This window comes from Dorea formicigenerans (assembly GCF_025150245.1).
Classification (GTDB): Bacteria; Bacillota; Clostridia; order Lachnospirales; family Lachnospiraceae; genus Dorea; species Dorea formicigenerans.
Window position 1 is genome coordinate 1,296,910 of sequence record NZ_CP102279.1, and the last position, 17,996, is coordinate 1,314,905.

Here is a 17,996-nt window from a genome sequence, read left to right on the forward strand (position 1 = left end):
GTATGTTGAAATTTGAAGGTGTGAAAAAGCACTATGAAGATTTTGAACTGGATCTTACCCTGGAAGTACCGGAAGGTTATGTTACCGGACTGATCGGAGCCAATGGTGCAGGAAAAAGTACAGCGTTTAAAGCAGCATTAGGTCTGATCAGACCAGACGCAGGTGTTGTAAAGATGCTGGGAAAAAATGTAGAAGATTTTACAGTGCAGGATAAAGAGTGGATTGGAGTTGTTCTGGCTGATTCCGGTTTCAGTGGATATTTACGTGTGAAAGATATACTTCCGATGCTTGAAAGTATGTACCATAAGTTTCAGAAAGAAGATTTCCTGGAAATGTGCAAAAAATACCAGTTGCCATTAGACAAAAAGATCAAGGAGTTTTCAACGGGAATGAAACGTAAATTACAGATTGCAGCGGCAGTTTCACATGGCGCAGATGTGTTGCTTCTGGATGAACCGACCGCAGGACTGGATGTTATGGCAAGAGATGATATGCTGGAAATTTTAAGAGAATATATGGAAACTCCGGGACGTTCTATTCTGATTAGTTCACACATTTCCACAGATCTGGAAGGAATCTGTGATGACATTTATATGATTGATGAAGGAAAGATTCTTTTGCATGAAGAGACCGACAAACTTTTGGATCAGTATGGACTTTTAAAGGTGAAGGCAGACCAGTACGAGGCGCTTGACAAGGCGTACATTTTGGCGCATAAGAAAGAAGAGTATGGTTATAGCTGCCTGACAAATGAACGGCAGTATTATCAGGAAAACTATCCGGATATCACCATTGAAAAAGGAAAAATTGATGATGTGATTATTATGATGAAAAGGGGGCAGCAAGAATGAAAGGATTGTTGATCAAAGATTACAAACTCATGTTGGGACAAAAATCCTTTTTGGGAATGGCAGCTCTTATGGCGGTATTATATCTCATTATTTACAAAGACCCTATAGTTGCTGTTATATTTATTACGGTCATGTGTACTATGTTTACCGTTAGTACACTAAGTTATGACGAATATGAAAATGGAATGGCTTATTTGTTTACACTTCCAATCAGTAGAAACACATATGTATTAGAAAAGTATGCATTTGCATTGGTGAATTGCATCGTGACAGGAGTGATCATGTATGTTATGGCATGTGGATCCATTAAAATCCGCGGACTGGCAATATCACAAAGCGATATGTATTCAGGTCTGGCCGGTGCCTGCTTTGTATCAATTATTATGATAAGCTATATGATTCCGTTGTATATAAAGTTTGGAATAGAAAAGAGCAGAATTGTGTCAGTAAGCGGAATGGCAGCTATTTTTTTAATACTGTACCTGGGAATAAAAATATCAAAAGAACGGAATGGGGCGATACTGAAAATCATAAGTCGAGCTGAAAAATTAAGTGATGGAATTGTAATTTTACTGATTTTTGCAGTTTCGGTTATATTAATTTGCATTTCACTAGTGTGCGCAATGAAAGCAATGAAAAAGCGCGAATTTTAAAAAGGGACAGGTGTGAGAAACAGTAAAGACTGAGAATACGTGATGGTAAAAAAATTGGGGACGGGGTTTTTTTAGAAAAACCCCGTCCCCAATTTTTGAAAAATGCAGTTTTATTGTCTGTGGCTTGCAATTATTAGCCGTACTGTCCGATACAGATAAGGCTTATATTCTTCGATGGACAGTGGTTCGTTATATAAAATCGAATTATATGCCGTGGATCCGGTCAGTTCTACGATGGTGAATAGCATAACGTCCGGACATTCGTATTTGTAAGAATCTTCATTAACGAGATTGAGAAATTCTTCATAAAAATCTGGTTCGGTCCGTTCTTCGGTGAGAAGGGCGGAGCGAAGTGCGCCCATGACTAGATTCTTGGAAATAAAGTTTAACAATGCCTTATTGCTGGCGAGAGCATCTATAATGTAATCAATGATAAAGATTAATTGTTCTTCCAGCCCGGAAATGTCTGCTTTCCGTAATGCTTTTGCTGCTTTCTCAAATAGTTCATGAGTCTTGAAAGCGGTAAGTTTATTCTTGATATCATATTTGTCTTTAAAATACAAATAGAAAGTTCCTTTTGCAACACCGGCTTTTTCTACAATATCAGAAATAGCAGTAGCATTGATACCTTTTGTGGTAAAAAGTTCGTATGCGGTGTTGAAGAGGGCTTCTTTTTTCTTCTTTTTATTTTCGTCTACTTTTCCCATGATTATCCTCTTTTCTGTTCAACAGCAATTATAACTGTACGGTAAGGTAATGTGCAAGTTAATTTTTTGCTTAAAGGTAGAAAACGTGAGTGTATTTCTAATGTATGATTGTAAAAGTAATGTGTCATATTTTTATTGATGAAAATATTTTAACACAAAAATGACCAATAGTCAAAAATATATTGACTATTGGTTATTTTTGGTGTATTATGCTGTTTGAAAAAGAAAATGACTAACAGTCATAAATGAAAGGGAGAAGGAGTTATGGTTAACTTTGGAAAGAAAGTGGTGAAATACAGAGTATTGATACTGATACTTGGCGTGCTGTTGCTGATTCCGTCAGTCTTCGGTTATCTGAATACCCGGGTCAATTATGATGTGCTGACTTATCTTCCAGACAATATCGAGACGATGAAAGGACAGGATATTCTGGTGAATGATTTTGGAACCGGAGCATTTTCTATGTTCATTGTTGATGGTATGGAAGAGAAAGATGTAGCGGAACTGAAAGAGAAGATTGAGAAAGTCGATCATGTGGCAAATGTAATATGGTACGACTCTATTGCAGATATTTCCGTGCCGATGAGTATGTTGCCGGACGACATTTACGATGTATTTAATTCCGATACCGGAACGATGATGGCGATTTTCTTTGATGAGGGAACATCTTCAGATGGAACGATGGATGCAATTGCACAGATCCGGAAAATTGCCGGCAAGCAATGTTTTTTAAGTGGAATGTCCGCAGTAGTTACGGACACGAAGAATCTGGCAGAAAAAGAGACTCCGGTCTATGTACTGATTGCCGTTATTTTGGCGGTCATTGTACTTGGACTGACAATGGAATCATTTTTCGTACCGTTACTTTTTATGCTGAGTATCGGAATGGCAATCATTTACAATCTGGGAAGTAACTATTTTATGGGAGAAATTTCTTATATTACGAAAGCGTTGGCAGCGGTATTGCAGCTAGGTGTTACGTTAGATTATTCCATTTTCCTGATGCACAGTTATGAAGAACAGCAGGTGAGATACGACGGAGATAAGAAGCGTGCCATGGCACATGCGATTTCCCAGACATTTTCATCTGTTATAGGAAGCTCCATTACAACAATTGCCGGATTCATTGCATTATGCTTTATGTCCTTTACACTGGGACTGGATATTGGAATCGTTATGGTAAAAGGAGTTATCTTTGGAGTGATTGCATGTGTGACCATTCTTCCGTCTATGATTCTTTGCTGTGACAAAATCATTGAGAAGACGAAACACAAACCATTCCTCCCGGATATTGGAAGAATTTCTGACAAGGTTACGAAACGATACCTGGTATATGTAGTATTGTTTTTGTTATTCTTATTTCCTGCAATTTATGGAAATAATCATACAGCAGTTTATTACAACCTGGACGAGACATTACCAAAGGATCTGCCAAGTATCATTGCAAATGAAAAGTTAAAAGAAGATTACGATATGAATACAACGCACATGATTCTGGTGGACAGTTCCGTATCTTCAACAGATGTCAATAAAATGATAAAAGAAATGGATAAGGTAGACGGTGTCAAATGGGCACTTGGGCTGGACTCTCTTGTAGGTCCGTCAGTTCCGTCTGATATGATTCCGGAGTCCGTATCCAGTATGCTGAAAAATGATAAATATCAGCTGCTTCTTGTAAACTCTGAATATAAGGTAGCATCTGATGAAGTCAATGCCCAGATTAAGGCATTGAATAAGATTTTGCACAAATATGATAAGACCGGAATGCTGATTGGTGAAGGACCGCTGACCGCAGATCTGATTGATATTACAGATCAGGATTTTAAGACAGTCAGTGCAGTATCCATTGGAATTATATTTGTCATTATCCTTGTGTTATTCAAATCCATTTCACTTCCGGTCATTCTGGTAGGTGTTATTGAATTTGCAATTTTTGTAAATATGGGAATTCCTTATTACACAGGCACGAAGCTTCCGTTTGTTGCTTCTATCGTTATCGGAACGATTCAGCTGGGATCTACGGTTGACTATGCAATCCTGATGACGACAAGATATAAGCGTGAACGAAACCATGGGGCAAATAAACATGATGCCATTACGACAGCCCACCGTGTATCAGCACAGTCCATTATGGTCAGTGCCTTAAGCTTCTTCGCAGCGACCATCGGAGTCGGACTTTATTCCAACATTGATATGATCAGTTCGCTGTGTATCCTGATGGCAAGGGGAGCGCTGATAAGTATGGTAGTTGTAATCTTCGTACTGCCATCCATGTTTATGGTATTTGACAAAGTAATCGTAAAAACAAGTAAAGGTTTTCTGCCGAAAGAGGCATAAGATTTACAGGAGGGATCACTATGAACGGAAATAAAAAAATCGCAAAAAAAATTGTAGCAGGATCTATGGCTGTCATGATGGCTGCCGGACTTGCCGGAACATATGAATATCACAGTAATGCTATGCAGGTACAGGCAGCAGAGCAAAAGGACAAAGACACTCAGGAATTAAAAGAGACTGCGGAAAATGTATTGGCAGACCACGCAACAGATTCTGAGGATACAGGATTTTCAAAAGAGGAATCTGTGTATGTAAAAGCAGATGCAAGTGGAAATGTAAAGAAAACGACGGTATCTGAATGGCTGAAAAATCCGGAAAAAGGAACTATTTCTGACACATCTGAATTGAAAGATATTAAAAATGTAAAAGGTGACGAAACATTTGAGACAGGAAGCAACAACAACGTAAGCTGGAAGTCTGAAGGAAATGACATTTACTATCAGGGAACAATAGATAAAGAGCTCCCGGTAGATGTGAAAGTATCCTACAAACTGGACGGAAAGAGCATTTCCCCGAAAGATCTGAAAGGTAAAAGCGGAAAGGTTGAGATTCAGTTTAGCTATGACAACAAATCAAAACAGACTGTCAATGTAAATGGTGAAGATGTAGAAATGTACACACCATTTACCATGGTCAGTGCAATGATGCTTTCCTCTGATGAGTACAGCAATGTGTCTGTTGAAAATGGAAAACTTATTTCTGACGGAGATAAAAATATTGTAGTCGGAGTTGCATTCCCGGGACTTGCAAATGATTTGAATCTGAAAGATCTGGATCTGGACATTGATATTCCGGAGACAGTAACAATTACAGCAGATGTCAAAGATGCAACAGTCGGAACAAGTATTACAATGGCTTCCGCAGAGTTGATGAATGAATTCGGACCGGACGACATCGACAGCTTTGATGACTTGCAGGATTCTATCGATGACCTGGAAGATGCAACAAATCAGTTGGTAGATGGATCAAAGGAAGCAGCAGATGGATCAAAAGAGCTGGCAGACGGAGCTGGAACATTGAATGACGGAGCCGGAACACTGGCAAGTGGAGCCGGAACACTGGCGGACGGTGTGAATACACTGAATGAAAAGAGTGGAACACTGGTCAGCGGAGTGAACACACTGGCGAGCGGAGTGCAGGCTTATACTGGTGGAGTAGAAGAATTATATGCCGGAAGTAATGACCTGGTTTCAGGAGCACAGACATTGGCAAGTGGAGCGGCTGCAGTAAATGAAGGTGTGAAAGCGGCAAAGAGTGGAGCAGATGCGCTGGCAGCAGGAGCAGAGTCAGAAAAAAAAGGATTTATAACGGCAAAAAATAATTTACAAACAGCTAATGAACTTATCGGAACGATTAGCGCACAGAAAATTCTTGATAGTGTGAGTGTAGATACATCGAAAGTAACTGCGAGCGTAACAAAACCGAAGGAAGAAAGTATAGCAGCTATTGCAGCAAGTACCGGATTATCAGAGGACGATCAAAAGAAAGTAATTAAGGCAATAAATACAGCATTAGACAGCTGTGAAGTTACAACAGACACAAGTAGCATATCGAAATCATTAAATAATACGGATATATTGACTAATATGGGCTATGCTCAAGCATATATAAACGGAGTTGGTACATCTCTTACAACTAAATCAGAAAATCCAAAAGCACCTAGTCTGTATGACGGAATTGATTCTATCGAATCGGGAGCATCTGAATTAGCAGGAAAATTAAGTGTTGGTGATGGAAAGACAGAAACGATTGGCTTAGGAGCAGCAGGATTAGCTTCTGGAAGTGCATCACTTCTTGAGGGAACTCAAAAACTTCAGGCAGGAGTATCGCAGCTCCATGAGAACAGTGCACCTCTTATGGCTGGTGTAACATCCTTAAAGGATGGCGGTGCCCAGCTTGCAAGCGGTGTCAGCCAGTTAGCAAGTGGTGCTAATCAGGTTGCAGACGGAGCCGGAACATTATCTAACGGAACTCAGACATTATTAGATGGAGCGAACACCTTAGCGGATGGAAACCAGACTCTGGCAGATGGAATGCAGGAGTATAAAGAAGAAGCAATCGATAAGCTGACAGATCTTTTTAATGGTGATATCAGCAGTGTGACAGACCGAATTGATGCAATGTCTAATCTTGCAAAAGAGTATAATTCATTTGCAGGAATCAGTGATGGAGTATCCGGAACAACAAAATTCATCATCGAGACAGAAGGTGTCGATGACTAATATCAGCTGGGAGATGACTCCCACCTATAGGTGGTGAGAAACAAGCTGGTATCAGTGGCGGGAGTCAATCCCCAAGCTGATATAGCCTCCGGCAGGATTGCAGAGGTGCGCAGTAGAAGTAAGTCATGCAATTGCATTCTTGAATTTTCCTTATAAATTGAGTAAAGAGAAATAATCAATCACAGGGCGGGAGTGAAAAGACTTCCGTCCTTTTCAATCTTATTTCTTAAGGAAAAGATAAGAAAATATTTCTTGAGTTCATATCACGACTATGCTATTCTATCTACACGCAGACGATGGTTCTAATTATCTGCAAAGTATCTATATTGATTTCATTCATTTTCGGAGCTAGAAGAATCGGCAGCAATTCCTAAAGTGATGATAAGCAGACAGATAAATTAAGTTTGAAAAAATGAAGTGAAATTTTCTTCATATACTGGAATATACTGAAAGTATATGTTAATCTATAAGTAGAAATCATAGCATTTTCTTTCAGACAGACATTTATCTGCAAAAAGAAAGGAGAAGCTATGGCAGCAAAAGAGAAGAGAAAACTGAAAGACCTGAACCTGTTGGATAAGTTCCTGTTTGATGAAGCGATGGAAGATGAGGAAAATATGAAGACGCTTCTGGATATCATTCTGGGACAGGATACGCATCTGAAGCAACCGCCACAGACGGAGAAGGAGTGCAGAAGTTCTTTAGAAAAACGTCAGATAAGACTAGATGTTTACACTGTCGATGAAGACGATGTGGTGTATGATACAGAACCACAAAAGACAAACACGAAAAATCTTCCAAAACGAAGCCGGTTATATCAGGGAATGATAGACAGCCGTTTGTTACCGCCGGGGTGCATTGATTTTAATTTGCTAAATCCTGTGGTAATTATAATGATTATGCCATTTGACTTATTTGGATATGAGTTATATCGCTATACATTCAAAATGCAATGTGAGGAAGTTCCGGAACTGGAACTGGGAGACGATGCAACGAGAATCTTCCTGAATAGCCATGGAAAACACCCGGAGTTAGTCAGCCAGGAATTGATTGAACTTCTGGAATACATGGAGAAATCCACAGATGTGGTTGTGGAGGAATGTGAAAGTAAACGGATCCATCAGATGCATGAACGAATCAACAGGCTAAAGTCGAGCAAAGAAATGGAGATAAAGTTTATGCAGAAGTGGGAAGAAAAAGAAATGGAAAGACAGGAAGCATATGCAGAAGGCGAACGTGCTGGAGAGGCACGAATTAACAAACTGATCATGTATTTGATTGAGCAGGGGCGCAATGAAGACTTGGCAAAAGCAGCAGCGAATTCCGAGTATCAGGCGAAGCTTTTAAAAGAACTGGGGTTGTAGATGACATGTTCAATGTATATACTAGTAGTTTTCAGTAGTTTTCAGAAGCAAAATCTGCATTGTTTAATAGTTGGCATATCCGGAAAAATAAGATATAATGGACGATGGTAACGGATGCGCTACCTGGAATATGATACGAAAGTATAGAAGGAGTCTTTCTGAATATGGAAGCTTATACGAGTTTTGCGAGGGTATATGATACCTTCATGGATAATGTGCCGTATAAAGAGTGGGCGGATTATCTGGGGAAAATATTAAAGGAATATGGAATTGATGACGGGCTTGTTCTGGATCTTGGCTGTGGAACTGGAAGCATGACAGAAATGCTGGCTTCATCCGGTTATGATATGATCGGTGTGGATAATGCAGAAGAGATGCTGGAGATTGCCATGGAGAAGAAGGTCGAGAGTGGACATGATATTTTGTATCTTCTTCAGGATATGCGGGAATTTGAATTATACGGAACGGTCAGAGCAGTTATAAGTGCCTGCGATTCTGTGAACTATATTACGGACGATGAGGACCTGACGGAAGTTTTTCGGTTGGTGAATAATTATCTGGATCCGGAAGGGCTGTTTGTATTTGATTTTAATACGGAGTATAAGTATCGGGAGATACTTGGAGAACAGACAATTGCAGAAGACCGTGAGGAATGCAGCTTTATCTGGGATAATTATTACGATGAAGACGAACGGATCAATGAATATGAACTGACTCTTTTTGTGCGGGACGAAGAACAACCACAGCTTTATCGTAAGTATCAGGAAGAACATTTTCAGAGAGCATATACGCTGGAGCAGATCAGACATATGCTTACTGAGGCAGGACTTGAATATGTAACTGCCTACGATGACTATACAAAAGAAAGTCCACATGACCGGAGTGAGAGAATCTGTGTAGTGGCAAGAGAACATGGGAAAGGATTGGCATAAGACAATTATGGAAGATTATATTGTAAGAGCGACAGCGGCAGGAGGACAGATGCGTGCATTTGCTGCGACAACGAAAAACCTTGTAGAGTCTGCAAGAGTGCATCATAATACAAGCCCGGTTGCGACTGCGGCACTTGGAAGGACACTGACAGCAGGGGCAATCATGGGAAGTATGATGAAAAATGATACAGATATGCTGACACTTCAGATTCGTGGAGACGGACCAATCGAGGGCATCACTGTAACTGCAGACAGCCATGCAAATGTAAAAGGATATGTTGGAAATCCGGACGTGATGCTTCCACCAAAGAATGGCAAGCTGGACGTCGGAGGAGCAGTTGGTATCGGTCTTTTACAGGTGATTAAAGATATGGGACTGAAAGAGCCTTATGTGGGACAGACAATTCTTGTAAGCAGTGAGATCGCAGAAGATCTGACTTATTATTTTGCAAGTTCCGAGCAGGTACCTTCCTCAGTGGGACTTGGTGTTCTGATGAATAAAGATAATACTGTACGCTGTGCAGGTGGATTTATTATTCAGTTGATGCCATTTGCAACAGAAGAGACTATCAGCCAGTTGGAGGAGAATCTGAAGGATGTGACTTCTGTTACAGATTTTCTGGACAAGGGCTATACACCGGAGCAGATGTTAGAGAAACTGATCGGACATTTGGATCTTGAAATCACAGATACTATTCCAACACAGTTTTACTGTAATTGTTCTAAAGAACGCGTAGAGCAGGCAGTTGCAAGTATCGGAAAGAAAGACATTCAGGAAATGATCGATGAAGGAAAAGACATCGAAGTAAAATGTCATTTTTGCAATACGGCATATAACTATACAGTCGAAGACTTGAAGAACATTCTGAAAAGAAGTAAGAAATAATCAGGTGAATAGACCGGATAATAGAATAGTAGAGAGAGAATTGCGGTCAAATTTATGACCGCAATTCATTATAAGATATTAGATGTAAATTTGTATGGAGGAAGATTATGAGACATGGTTTTATAAAAGTCGCGGCAGCAACACCGGATATCCGGGTAGCGGATGTGGATTACAATAAAGGGCAGATTATAAAGCAGATGGATGAGGCAGCAGAAGCAGGTGCCAAGATTATTGTATTTCCGGAGCTTTGTATTACAGGATATACATGCAGTGATCTTTTCCTTCAGGATATTTTATTAAATAGTGCGAAAAAAGCACTTGTAGAAATTGCAGAACATACAAAAAATCTGGATGCGCTTGTGTTTGTGGGAGTCCCTATTGCAGTTGGCGGGGAACTTTATAATGTAGCAGCAGCTTTGAACCATGGAAATATATTAGGTTTCACAACGAAGAGCTTTCTGCCCAATTATGGGGAATTCTATGAGATGCGCCAGTTCCGTCCGGGACCGAAAAAAGCAGAGAAAATTCTGTTTGGCGGAAAAGAGATTCCATTTGGACCGCAGCTTTTATTTGTGGAAAATCAGATGGCTAATCTGATCGTGTCAGCAGAAATCTGTGAGGACGTGTGGTCACCGGTTCCACCGAGCATTGAGGCGGCAAGAGAGGGAGCGACTGTGATCGTCAACTGTTCGGCCAGTGATGAGACGATTGGAAAGGCTTCTTACCGGGAGGCATTAATTTCCGGGCAGTCTGCAAGGCTGATCAGCGGGTATATCTATGCCAACGCAGGAGAAGGTGAATCGACTACAGATCTTGTATTTGGCGGACATAATCTGATCGCGGAAAATGGAACGATTTTGGCAGAGGCGAAGAGATTTTCGAACGGGATTATTTATACAGAATTTGATGTACAGAAAATTGCGAATGAACGCAGAAAAAATACGACATTTACAGAGACACAGGAACATGTACTTCCGAGGATTCCGTTTGGATTAGAACAGACAGAAACTATTCTTACAAGAACATTTCCGTCCAGACCATTCGTTCCTCGTGATGATCAGGAGAGGGCAAAGCGCTGTGAGGAGATTTTAACAATTCAGGCGATGGGACTGAAAAAGCGGCTTGCACATACTCATGCAAAAAGTGCAGTAGTTGGAATATCCGGAGGTCTGGATTCTACATTGGCACTGCTTGTGACAGCCAAGGCATTTGATGCACTGGGACTTGAGCGCAGCGGTATTACGGCAGTGACCATGCCGTGTTTTGGAACGACAGACAGAACGTATCAGAATGCATGTAAAATGTCTCTGAAAGTCGGAGCAACTCTCAGAGAAGTCAGAATCGGTGATGCAGTTATGCAGCATTTTAAAGATATTGGACATGACCCACAAGACCACAGCGTAACTTATGAGAATTCACAGGCAAGGGAACGGACACAGGTGCTTATGGACATTGCTAATCAAACGGGAGGACTTGTAATCGGAACGGGAGATATGTCGGAGCTGGCACTTGGCTGGGCAACCTACAATGGAGATCATATGTCTATGTACGGAGTAAATGCTTCCGTGCCAAAGACGCTGGTCAGACATCTGGTTCATTATTATGCAGACACTTGTGAAGATTCATCGTTGAAAGAAGTGCTTTATGATGTGCTTGATACGCCGGTAAGCCCGGAACTTCTGCCGCCAAAAGACGGTGAAATCGCGCAGAAGACAGAAGATCTTGTAGGACCATATGAACTTCATGACTTTTTCCTGTATTATTTCCTGAGAATGGGATATGAGCCAGGAAAGATTTACCGGATCGCGAAGCTTTCCTTTGCCGGGGAGTATGACGACGAGACAATTTATAAATGGCTTCGTACGTTTTGCTGGAGATTCTTTTCACAGCAGTTTAAGAGATCCTGTCTGCCGGATGGTCCGAAGGTCGGAACGGTTGCATTGTCTCCGAGAGGCGACTGGAGAATGCCAAGTGATGCGTGTGTAGCATTGTGGATACAGAATCTTGAAAAAGAGGCGGGAAAATAACGTCTATAAAGGTAATAAGAGATTAAAAAAAGGAACATTGCCGAATTATAAAGATTACGGGAATGTTCCTTTTTTGTTGCCAAGCATACGACAAAAAGGTCCGGTGGACCTTTTTTAGTTTTACAAGTAAATGAAAAGTTTTATAATTGGATGTTCTTGAAAAGATCGCCAAGGCTTGTTCCGATGTCTTCGCTCTTTGGAATCTCGACCTTAACTTCTTCCTCCTCCTGGATGGCTTCTTCAAGAGCTTTCATGCTCAGGCTGATCTTGCCATCTTTGACACCGATGACTTTGACCTGAACTTCATCACCTACATTCAGGACATCTTTTGGGAATTTGATACGTTTCTGGCTGATCTGGGAAACGTGTACAAGTCCGGAAAGTCCGTCTTCCAGACGTACAAATGCACCGTAGTTCTGGAGGGATTCTACGGTTCCGGTAAGAACGCTTCCTACTTTGATGTTTGCAATTTTTTCTTCACGCTCTTTTTTCTCTTTTTCTTTGAGAAGTTCACGGGCGGAAAGTACCAGCCGGTTATTTGCCTGATCTACATCAATGACCTGAACTTCGATATCTTTTAACAGATAAGATTCCAGATCTTCGATATAGGATAAAGAAAGTCGGGAAGCAGGAATAAATCCACGGATTCCTTCTACCATTGCGATAGCACCGCCATTTACAATTCCTTCGATTTTTACAGGGAGCACAGTTCCTTTTTCGAGGTAGGACTGAACTACATTCCATGGATTTGCATCATCAAAATGATCTTCCAGATCTGCCATAGTTACATTTTCTTCGTTGAATTCTTCGCTCATAGTATATTCCTTCCTATCAGTAAAATTGTTGCTTTTAGTATAGCATAAATAAACTGCATGTACAAAGAAAATTAACTATGTTAGAATATGTTGTAGAAAATAAGTAACAGTTCGAGTGAGATATACAAATTATTGGAAAAATGATGAGTATAGCCGGATGCAATCAGAAAAACCGATATGGACTGCTCGAATTAGCAAGAAGATAATAAGGTGATATATATGGGAAAGAGAAAAGAAAAAGTTTATGTGATCGGACATAAGAATCCGGATACAGATTCTATCTGTTCCGCGATTGCCTATGCAGATCTGAGGCAGAAAGTGACCGGACAGGTTCATGAGGCAAAGCGGGCAGGACATGTGAATGATGAGACTGCTTATGTACTGGATCGTTTTGGGGTAGAGGCTCCCAAGCTTCTTACAGATGTCAGACTTCAAGTGAGAGATCTGGATATTCACGAGATGCCGGGGCTTAAGCCCAATGCGTCCATTCGTGATACATGGGAGCGTATGCGGCAGGAGCAGGCAAAGACACTGCCAATCGTGAAGGATGATGAGCTGGTAGGAGTTGTATCTACCGGAGATATTGCAAAATCTTATATGGATGTGTATGATAGTGAGATATTATCAAAAGCGAGAACCCAATATCGGAATATTATCAAGACACTGGACGGTACAATGATAACAGGTAATGAGCATGGGTATTTTATGAGAGGAAAAGTAGCAATCGGAGCCTCAAGTCCGAATCTTATGGAAGAGTTTATTGAAAAGGACGATCTGGTGATATTAGGAGATCGTGAGGAAGCTCAGGCATGTGCCGTGAATATTGATGCCAGCTGTATGGTTATCTGCAAAGATGCAGAAGTTTCTCCGAAATTGATTCAGAAGGCAAAAGAACAGAGTATAGTGATCATTCAGACTCCGTATGATACATTTACGACAGCAAGACTGATTAATCAGAGCATTCCGGTGAAGTTTTATATGACCTCTGGACCACTGACTATGTTCCGGATGAATGATTATGTTGATGATATTAAAGATATTATGGCGAAAAAGCGTTTCCGCGATTTCCCGATTCTGGATCGTCATGGCAGATTTAAAGGATTCATTTCCAGACGTCGTTTCCTCGGTGCCAGCAAGAAAAAAGTAATCCTGGTGGATCATAACGAACGGTCACAGGCAGTTGATGGAATTGAGGAAGCAGAAATCATTGAGATTATTGATCATCACAGACTTGGAGATATCGAGACAGTCAGCCCGATTACGTTCCGTAATCAGCCAGTGGGATGCACGGCGACGATTATTAACCAGATGTATGAGGAGAATGAAATCGAAGTTCCAAGAGAGATTGCCGGGCTTTTATGTGGCGCAATTATTTCGGATACATTATTGTTCCGTTCACCGACCTGTACGCCGTTAGATGAAAGGACTGCGAAAAAACTGGCAAAAATTTCAGATATTGACCTGGAACAGATGGCGCAGGAAATGTTCAATGCAGGAAGCAACTTGAAAGGCAAGAGTGCAGAGGATATCTGTTTCCAGGATTTCAAGCAGTTTACAGTCAACGACACGATATTTGGTGTAGGACAGATCACGTCCATGAGCAAAGAAGAACTGGCAGCTATTCGTGATATGATGACGGAGCATTTGCCAAAGGTACTGGAAGCACATAACCTGAATATGATTTATTTTATGCTGACAGATATTCTGGCAGAATCCACGGAGCTTTTGTGTGTGGGAACCGGTGCGAGAGGAATTGCCCTCAGCGCATTTGATCTTCCGGATAATGCAAAGAGTCTGATATTAAAAGGAGTTGTGTCCAGAAAGAAACAGCTGATACCAGTGCTGGTCGAGACCATGCAGCAGATGTAGAAAGGATAGCGTACTATGGGAAAAGAATTATGGAAACCGGGGAATATGGTGTATCCGCTCCCGGCGGTTATGGTAAGTTGTGCGGACAAAGAAGGGCATGACAATATCATTACAATTGCATGGACAGGGACAATCTGTACAAATCCGGCAATGTTATATATATCCGTGCGTCCGACGAGATATTCTTATCATTTGATTAGGGAAAGCGGAGAATTTGTAGTGAACCTGACGACAAAAGATCTGGTAAAAGCGACGGATTGGTGCGGGGTGCGTTCAGGAAGAGATGTGGACAAATGGAGTGAAATGCATCTGACTCGCGGAAATGCTCAGACACTTATCTATGCTCCGATAATTGAGGAAAGTCCAGTCAATATTGAGTGTCAGGTCGTGAAAGTCGAAGAGTTGGGTTCACACCACATGTTTCTTGCAAAAGTGACCGGCGTGCAGGTGGATGACCGGTTCATGCAGGATAATGGAAAATTTGCACTGAACAAAACAGGACTTCTGGCATATTCCCACGGGGAATATTTTGATCTTGGAAAATCACTTGGAACATTTGGCTACAGTGTGAAAAAGAAGAAAAAGGTGAAAAAGAAAAAATAATAAAGCGCAGGATTTCATATATATAAAGAGACTGGTAGTGCAAAGGTAACAGGTCTCTTTATTATGAAAGAATGGAAATTAAAAAAAGTGATACAGATTCTTACAGCGTGTCTGGCAATGATAGTTGTTTTAAATGTTTCAGGAATTTCTATGAAAACAATGCAAACAATTGATATTAATAAGAAAGAATCAAAAACGAACCGACGAGATTCAAATCTGCAAATGGAGTCAGAAACACGGGAAACAATATCCCGGATTTTGAATGAGCAGATACAGACAGAGCTGCCTCAGATTGCCATTACATTTGATGACGGACCCAGTGTGTGCACACCGGCACTTCTTGACGGATTAAAAGAGAGAGGTGTGAAGGCAACATTTTTTCTGGTAGGAGAAAATGTTGAGACCTATCCGGATATTGTGAAACGAATTTATGAAGAAGGACATTTAATTGGAAATCACACGTATCATCATGTTGAGATTACGAAACTTTCTGATGAAGAAGCAATGTATGAAATTAACAAGACTGATGAGCTGATTGCGGCAATTACCGGACAGCGCGTGCAGTATATCCGTCCGCCCTTTGGAGTCTGGCAGAGAGAACTGGAGAATTATCTGGACGTATTACCTGTCATGTGGACGGTAGACCCTTTGGACTGGACTACGGAAAATATAGATGAAGTTGTGAATAAAGTAGTGTCGCAGGCGAAGGAGAATGATATTATTTTATTACATGATTGTTATAAATCCTCGGTAGAGGCGGCGCTTCGGATCGTAGATCTTTTAAAGGCAGAAGGCTTTGAATTTGTGACAGTAGATAAACTGATTCTTGAGTAAGGAAAACCAGAAGAAATCAGGAAGAATGGAGATAGAAAAAGCATGGATTTGTTTGAATATGCAAGACAGAAAAATATGGATCAGGAGGCACCGCTGGCGTCCAGGCTTCGGCCGACAACGCTGGAGGAAGTGGTAGGACAGCAGCATATTATTGGAAAAGACAAGTTGTTGTACCGTGCAATCAAAGCGGATAAGTTAAGTTCTATTATCTTTTATGGGCCGCCGGGAACCGGTAAGACGACACTGGCGAAAGTGATTGCCCATACGACAAGTGCAGAATTCACCCAGATCAATGCAACGGTGGCGGGCAAGAAAGATATGGAAGAAGTGGTACAGAAAGCGAAAGAGACGCTGGGCATGTATCAGAAGAAGACCATTCTTTTTGTAGATGAGATTCATCGTTTTAACAAAGGACAGCAGGATTATCTGCTTCCATTTGTGGAGGACGGAACAATTATTCTGATTGGAGCTACCACGGAGAATCCTTATTTTGAGGTCAATGGAGCATTAATTTCCCGTTCCAGTATCTTTGAACTTCATCCGCTTGAAAAAGAAGATATCAAAACACTTTTGAAGCGGGCAGTCTATGATCAGGAAAAAGGTATGGGAAGCTATCATGCGGAAATTGACGAGGAAGCACTGGAGTTCCTTGCAGACATTGCAGGAGGAGATGCGAGAAATGCATTGAATGCTATTGAACTCGGGATTCTCACGACAGAACGAAGTGCGGACGGAAAGATCCATATTACACTTGACGTGGCGTCCGAGTGTATTCAAAAACGTGTAGTGCGCTATGACAAGACAGGAGACAATCATTACGATACGATCTCTGCATTTATCAAAAGTATGAGGGGGTCAGACCCTGATGCGGCAGTATATTATCTTGCAAAAATGCTATATGCAGGGGAAGACGTGAAATTTATTGCCAGAAGGATCATGATCTGTGCATCGGAAGATGTTGGAAATGCAGATCCGATGGCGCTACAAGTGGCTGTGGCAGCAGCCCAGGCAGTAGAGCGGATCGGAATGCCGGAATCCCAGATCATTTTATCTCAGGCAGTGACATATGTGGCAACAGCACCAAAGAGTAATGCGGCAGTCAAAGCAATCAGTGCCGCCATGGAAAATGTAAGAAATTATAAAACTACGGTGCCGGCGCATTTGCAGGATGCTCATTATAAAGGTTCACAAAAACTTGGACATGGTGTGGGTTACAAGTATGCACATGATTATCCGAACCACTATGTGGAACAGCAATACATGCCTTCCGAAATCCAAAAAGCAAAGTTTTATGAGCCGAGTGACAACGGACATGAAAAAGAAATAAAAGAATGGATGGAGTTTTTAAAGAAGAATTCATAGAAAAGCTTGAATTTTTTATAGAGAAAACGTATAATCGAAGCAGAATCTGTACTGTCGTCAGAAATGTGGCGCCAGAGTGTATGTTATTATCAGGAGGGAAAATAAAATGAAGGTATACGATTCAGTAAACAAAACAGAAGTAGAAGTAGACGGAACACAGGGACTTATCGACATTATGGTATCCGGACGTCAGGTAGACATTTATCTTAAAGGAGAGAAATCTGATGCAGATGGATATCTGACATGGGATGTTGAGCACTGGTCAAGCATTGACAAGCAGAGATTTATCCGCTGCTATTCTTACAAAGGAAAGGTTCTGACCGAGTCTACAGGACACAACATCTACGATTTACAGAACGACTTCAAGCCAGAAGAGGCAGAGAAGATCGAGTTAAGCTAATATAAAAAATCAAAGTAGCTGAAAACAAAAGAATTTAAATCTGTAATAAAAAAAGAAACTGACAGATGCAATTTTTCCCAATTGCATCTGTCAGTTTCTTTCGTATAATGGAAAGATTATTTTTCTTCATATTT

At 41.0% G+C, this 17,996-nt stretch carries 15 protein-coding genes; 13 read left to right on the plus strand and 2 right to left on the minus strand.

Features of this window, described 5'->3' with window-relative positions:
* Positions 1 to 2 precede the first annotated feature (2 nt).
* Complete coding sequence (locus tag NQ560_RS06405; RefSeq protein WP_005331553.1) at positions 3 to 851, plus strand: ABC transporter ATP-binding protein; 849 nt, start codon at positions 3 to 5, stop codon at positions 849 to 851.
* Positions 848 to 1,504: an ABC-2 transporter permease gene (locus NQ560_RS06410; RefSeq protein ID WP_005331551.1), complete on the plus strand. Its 657-nt coding sequence runs from the start codon at positions 848 to 850 to the stop codon at positions 1,502 to 1,504. Before NQ560_RS06405 ends, NQ560_RS06410 begins: the two co-directional genes overlap by 4 nt.
* Positions 1,505 to 1,614: 110 nt before the next feature.
* On the opposite strand, the gene NQ560_RS06415 is transcribed toward NQ560_RS06410, so the two are convergent.
* The gene (locus tag NQ560_RS06415; RefSeq protein ID WP_005331549.1) at positions 1,615 to 2,211 is read right to left on the minus strand and encodes a TetR/AcrR family transcriptional regulator; all 597 of its coding nucleotides are present in this window, start codon (positions 2,209 to 2,211) and stop codon (positions 1,615 to 1,617) included.
* Between the two features lie 264 nt (positions 2,212 to 2,475).
* Between NQ560_RS06415 and NQ560_RS06420 the strand changes: the two genes are divergently transcribed.
* The 6 genes from NQ560_RS06420 to NQ560_RS06445 all read left to right on the plus strand — a co-directional run bounded on the left by NQ560_RS06420 (position 2,476) and on the right by NQ560_RS06445 (position 11,979).
* Positions 2,476 to 4,548, plus strand: a complete 2,073-nt coding sequence (locus tag NQ560_RS06420) for an efflux RND transporter permease subunit (protein ID WP_005331547.1) — start codon at positions 2,476 to 2,478, stop codon at positions 4,546 to 4,548.
* Between the two features lie 20 nt (positions 4,549 to 4,568).
* Positions 4,569 to 6,770, plus strand: coding sequence for a hypothetical protein (locus NQ560_RS06425; protein ID WP_005331546.1), 2,202 nt, complete (start codon positions 4,569 to 4,571; stop codon positions 6,768 to 6,770).
* Positions 6,771 to 7,300: 530 nt separating this feature from the next.
* Positions 7,301 to 8,134 (plus strand): Rpn family recombination-promoting nuclease/putative transposase, encoded by an 834-nt coding sequence (locus tag NQ560_RS06430; protein WP_005331544.1) that lies wholly within the window; start codon positions 7,301 to 7,303, stop codon positions 8,132 to 8,134.
* Between the two features lie 164 nt (positions 8,135 to 8,298).
* Positions 8,299 to 9,066: a class I SAM-dependent DNA methyltransferase gene (locus NQ560_RS06435; protein WP_005331542.1), complete on the plus strand. Its 768-nt coding sequence runs from the start codon at positions 8,299 to 8,301 to the stop codon at positions 9,064 to 9,066.
* Between the two features lie 7 nt (positions 9,067 to 9,073).
* Entirely contained in the window at positions 9,074 to 9,952 is an 879-nt protein-coding gene (gene hslO / locus NQ560_RS06440; RefSeq protein ID WP_029731893.1) for an Hsp33 family molecular chaperone HslO, read from the plus strand.
* A gap of 107 nt (positions 9,953 to 10,059) precedes the next feature.
* The gene (locus tag NQ560_RS06445) at positions 10,060 to 11,979 is read left to right on the plus strand and encodes an NAD(+) synthase (RefSeq protein ID WP_005331539.1); all 1,920 of its coding nucleotides are present in this window, start codon (positions 10,060 to 10,062) and stop codon (positions 11,977 to 11,979) included.
* A 140-nt stretch (positions 11,980 to 12,119) separates the two neighbouring features.
* Here NQ560_RS06445 and NQ560_RS06450 read toward each other — a convergent pair whose 3' ends face one another.
* On the minus strand, positions 12,120 to 12,794 hold the full coding sequence (locus NQ560_RS06450; protein ID WP_005331537.1) for a S1 RNA-binding domain-containing protein: 675 nt from the start codon (positions 12,792 to 12,794) through the stop codon (positions 12,120 to 12,122).
* 219 nt (positions 12,795 to 13,013) lie between these two features.
* Between NQ560_RS06450 and NQ560_RS06455 the strand changes: the two genes are divergently transcribed.
* The 5 genes from NQ560_RS06455 to NQ560_RS06475 all read left to right on the plus strand — a co-directional run bounded on the left by NQ560_RS06455 (position 13,014) and on the right by NQ560_RS06475 (position 17,862).
* The gene (locus NQ560_RS06455) at positions 13,014 to 14,663 is read left to right on the plus strand and encodes a putative manganese-dependent inorganic diphosphatase (RefSeq protein WP_005331531.1); all 1,650 of its coding nucleotides are present in this window, start codon (positions 13,014 to 13,016) and stop codon (positions 14,661 to 14,663) included.
* Between the two features lie 15 nt (positions 14,664 to 14,678).
* Positions 14,679 to 15,266, plus strand: coding sequence for a flavin reductase family protein (locus NQ560_RS06460; protein WP_005331528.1), 588 nt, complete (start codon positions 14,679 to 14,681; stop codon positions 15,264 to 15,266).
* Positions 15,267 to 15,329: 63 nt separating this feature from the next.
* Positions 15,330 to 16,100 carry a polysaccharide deacetylase family protein gene (locus tag NQ560_RS06465; RefSeq protein WP_005331526.1) on the plus strand — a complete coding sequence of 257 codons (771 nt, stop codon included), beginning with the start codon at positions 15,330 to 15,332 and terminating at the stop codon, positions 16,098 to 16,100.
* Positions 16,101 to 16,142: 42 nt separating this feature from the next.
* Positions 16,143 to 17,462 carry a replication-associated recombination protein A gene (locus NQ560_RS06470; protein WP_005331524.1) on the plus strand — a complete coding sequence of 440 codons (1,320 nt, stop codon included), beginning with the start codon at positions 16,143 to 16,145 and terminating at the stop codon, positions 17,460 to 17,462.
* A gap of 106 nt (positions 17,463 to 17,568) precedes the next feature.
* Positions 17,569 to 17,862: a hypothetical protein gene (locus NQ560_RS06475; protein ID WP_005331523.1), complete on the plus strand. Its 294-nt coding sequence runs from the start codon at positions 17,569 to 17,571 to the stop codon at positions 17,860 to 17,862.
* The last annotated feature ends 134 nt before the right edge of the window (positions 17,863 to 17,996 follow it).

Bases quoted from the DNA above. Each gene is read 5' to 3' on its own strand.
- NQ560_RS06420 (WP_005331547.1), top strand. From the start codon at position 2,476: ATGGTTAACTTTGGAAAGAAAGTGGTGAAATACAGAGTATTGATACTG.
- NQ560_RS06475 (WP_005331523.1), top strand. From the start codon at position 17,569: ATGAAGGTATACGATTCAGTAAACAAAACAGAAGTAGAAGTAGACGGA.
- NQ560_RS06460 (WP_005331528.1), top strand. From the start codon at position 14,679: ATGGGAAAAGAATTATGGAAACCGGGGAATATGGTGTATCCGCTCCCG.
- NQ560_RS06455 (WP_005331531.1), top strand. From the start codon at position 13,014: ATGGGAAAGAGAAAAGAAAAAGTTTATGTGATCGGACATAAGAATCCG.
- NQ560_RS06410 (WP_005331551.1), top strand. From the start codon at position 848: ATGAAAGGATTGTTGATCAAAGATTACAAACTCATGTTGGGACAAAAA.
- NQ560_RS06445 (WP_005331539.1), top strand. From the start codon at position 10,060: ATGAGACATGGTTTTATAAAAGTCGCGGCAGCAACACCGGATATCCGG.
- NQ560_RS06450 (WP_005331537.1), bottom strand. From the start codon at position 12,794: ATGAGCGAAGAATTCAACGAAGAAAATGTAACTATGGCAGATCTGGAA.
- NQ560_RS06435 (WP_005331542.1), top strand. From the start codon at position 8,299: ATGGAAGCTTATACGAGTTTTGCGAGGGTATATGATACCTTCATGGAT.
- NQ560_RS06465 (WP_005331526.1), top strand. From the start codon at position 15,330: ATGAAAGAATGGAAATTAAAAAAAGTGATACAGATTCTTACAGCGTGT.
- hslO (WP_029731893.1), top strand. From the start codon at position 9,074: ATGGAAGATTATATTGTAAGAGCGACAGCGGCAGGAGGACAGATGCGT.
- NQ560_RS06430 (WP_005331544.1), top strand. From the start codon at position 7,301: ATGGCAGCAAAAGAGAAGAGAAAACTGAAAGACCTGAACCTGTTGGAT.
- NQ560_RS06415 (WP_005331549.1), bottom strand. From the start codon at position 2,211: ATGGGAAAAGTAGACGAAAATAAAAAGAAGAAAAAAGAAGCCCTCTTC.
- NQ560_RS06470 (WP_005331524.1), top strand. From the start codon at position 16,143: ATGGATTTGTTTGAATATGCAAGACAGAAAAATATGGATCAGGAGGCA.
- NQ560_RS06405 (WP_005331553.1), top strand. From the start codon at position 3: ATGTTGAAATTTGAAGGTGTGAAAAAGCACTATGAAGATTTTGAACTG.
- NQ560_RS06425 (WP_005331546.1), top strand. From the start codon at position 4,569: ATGAACGGAAATAAAAAAATCGCAAAAAAAATTGTAGCAGGATCTATG.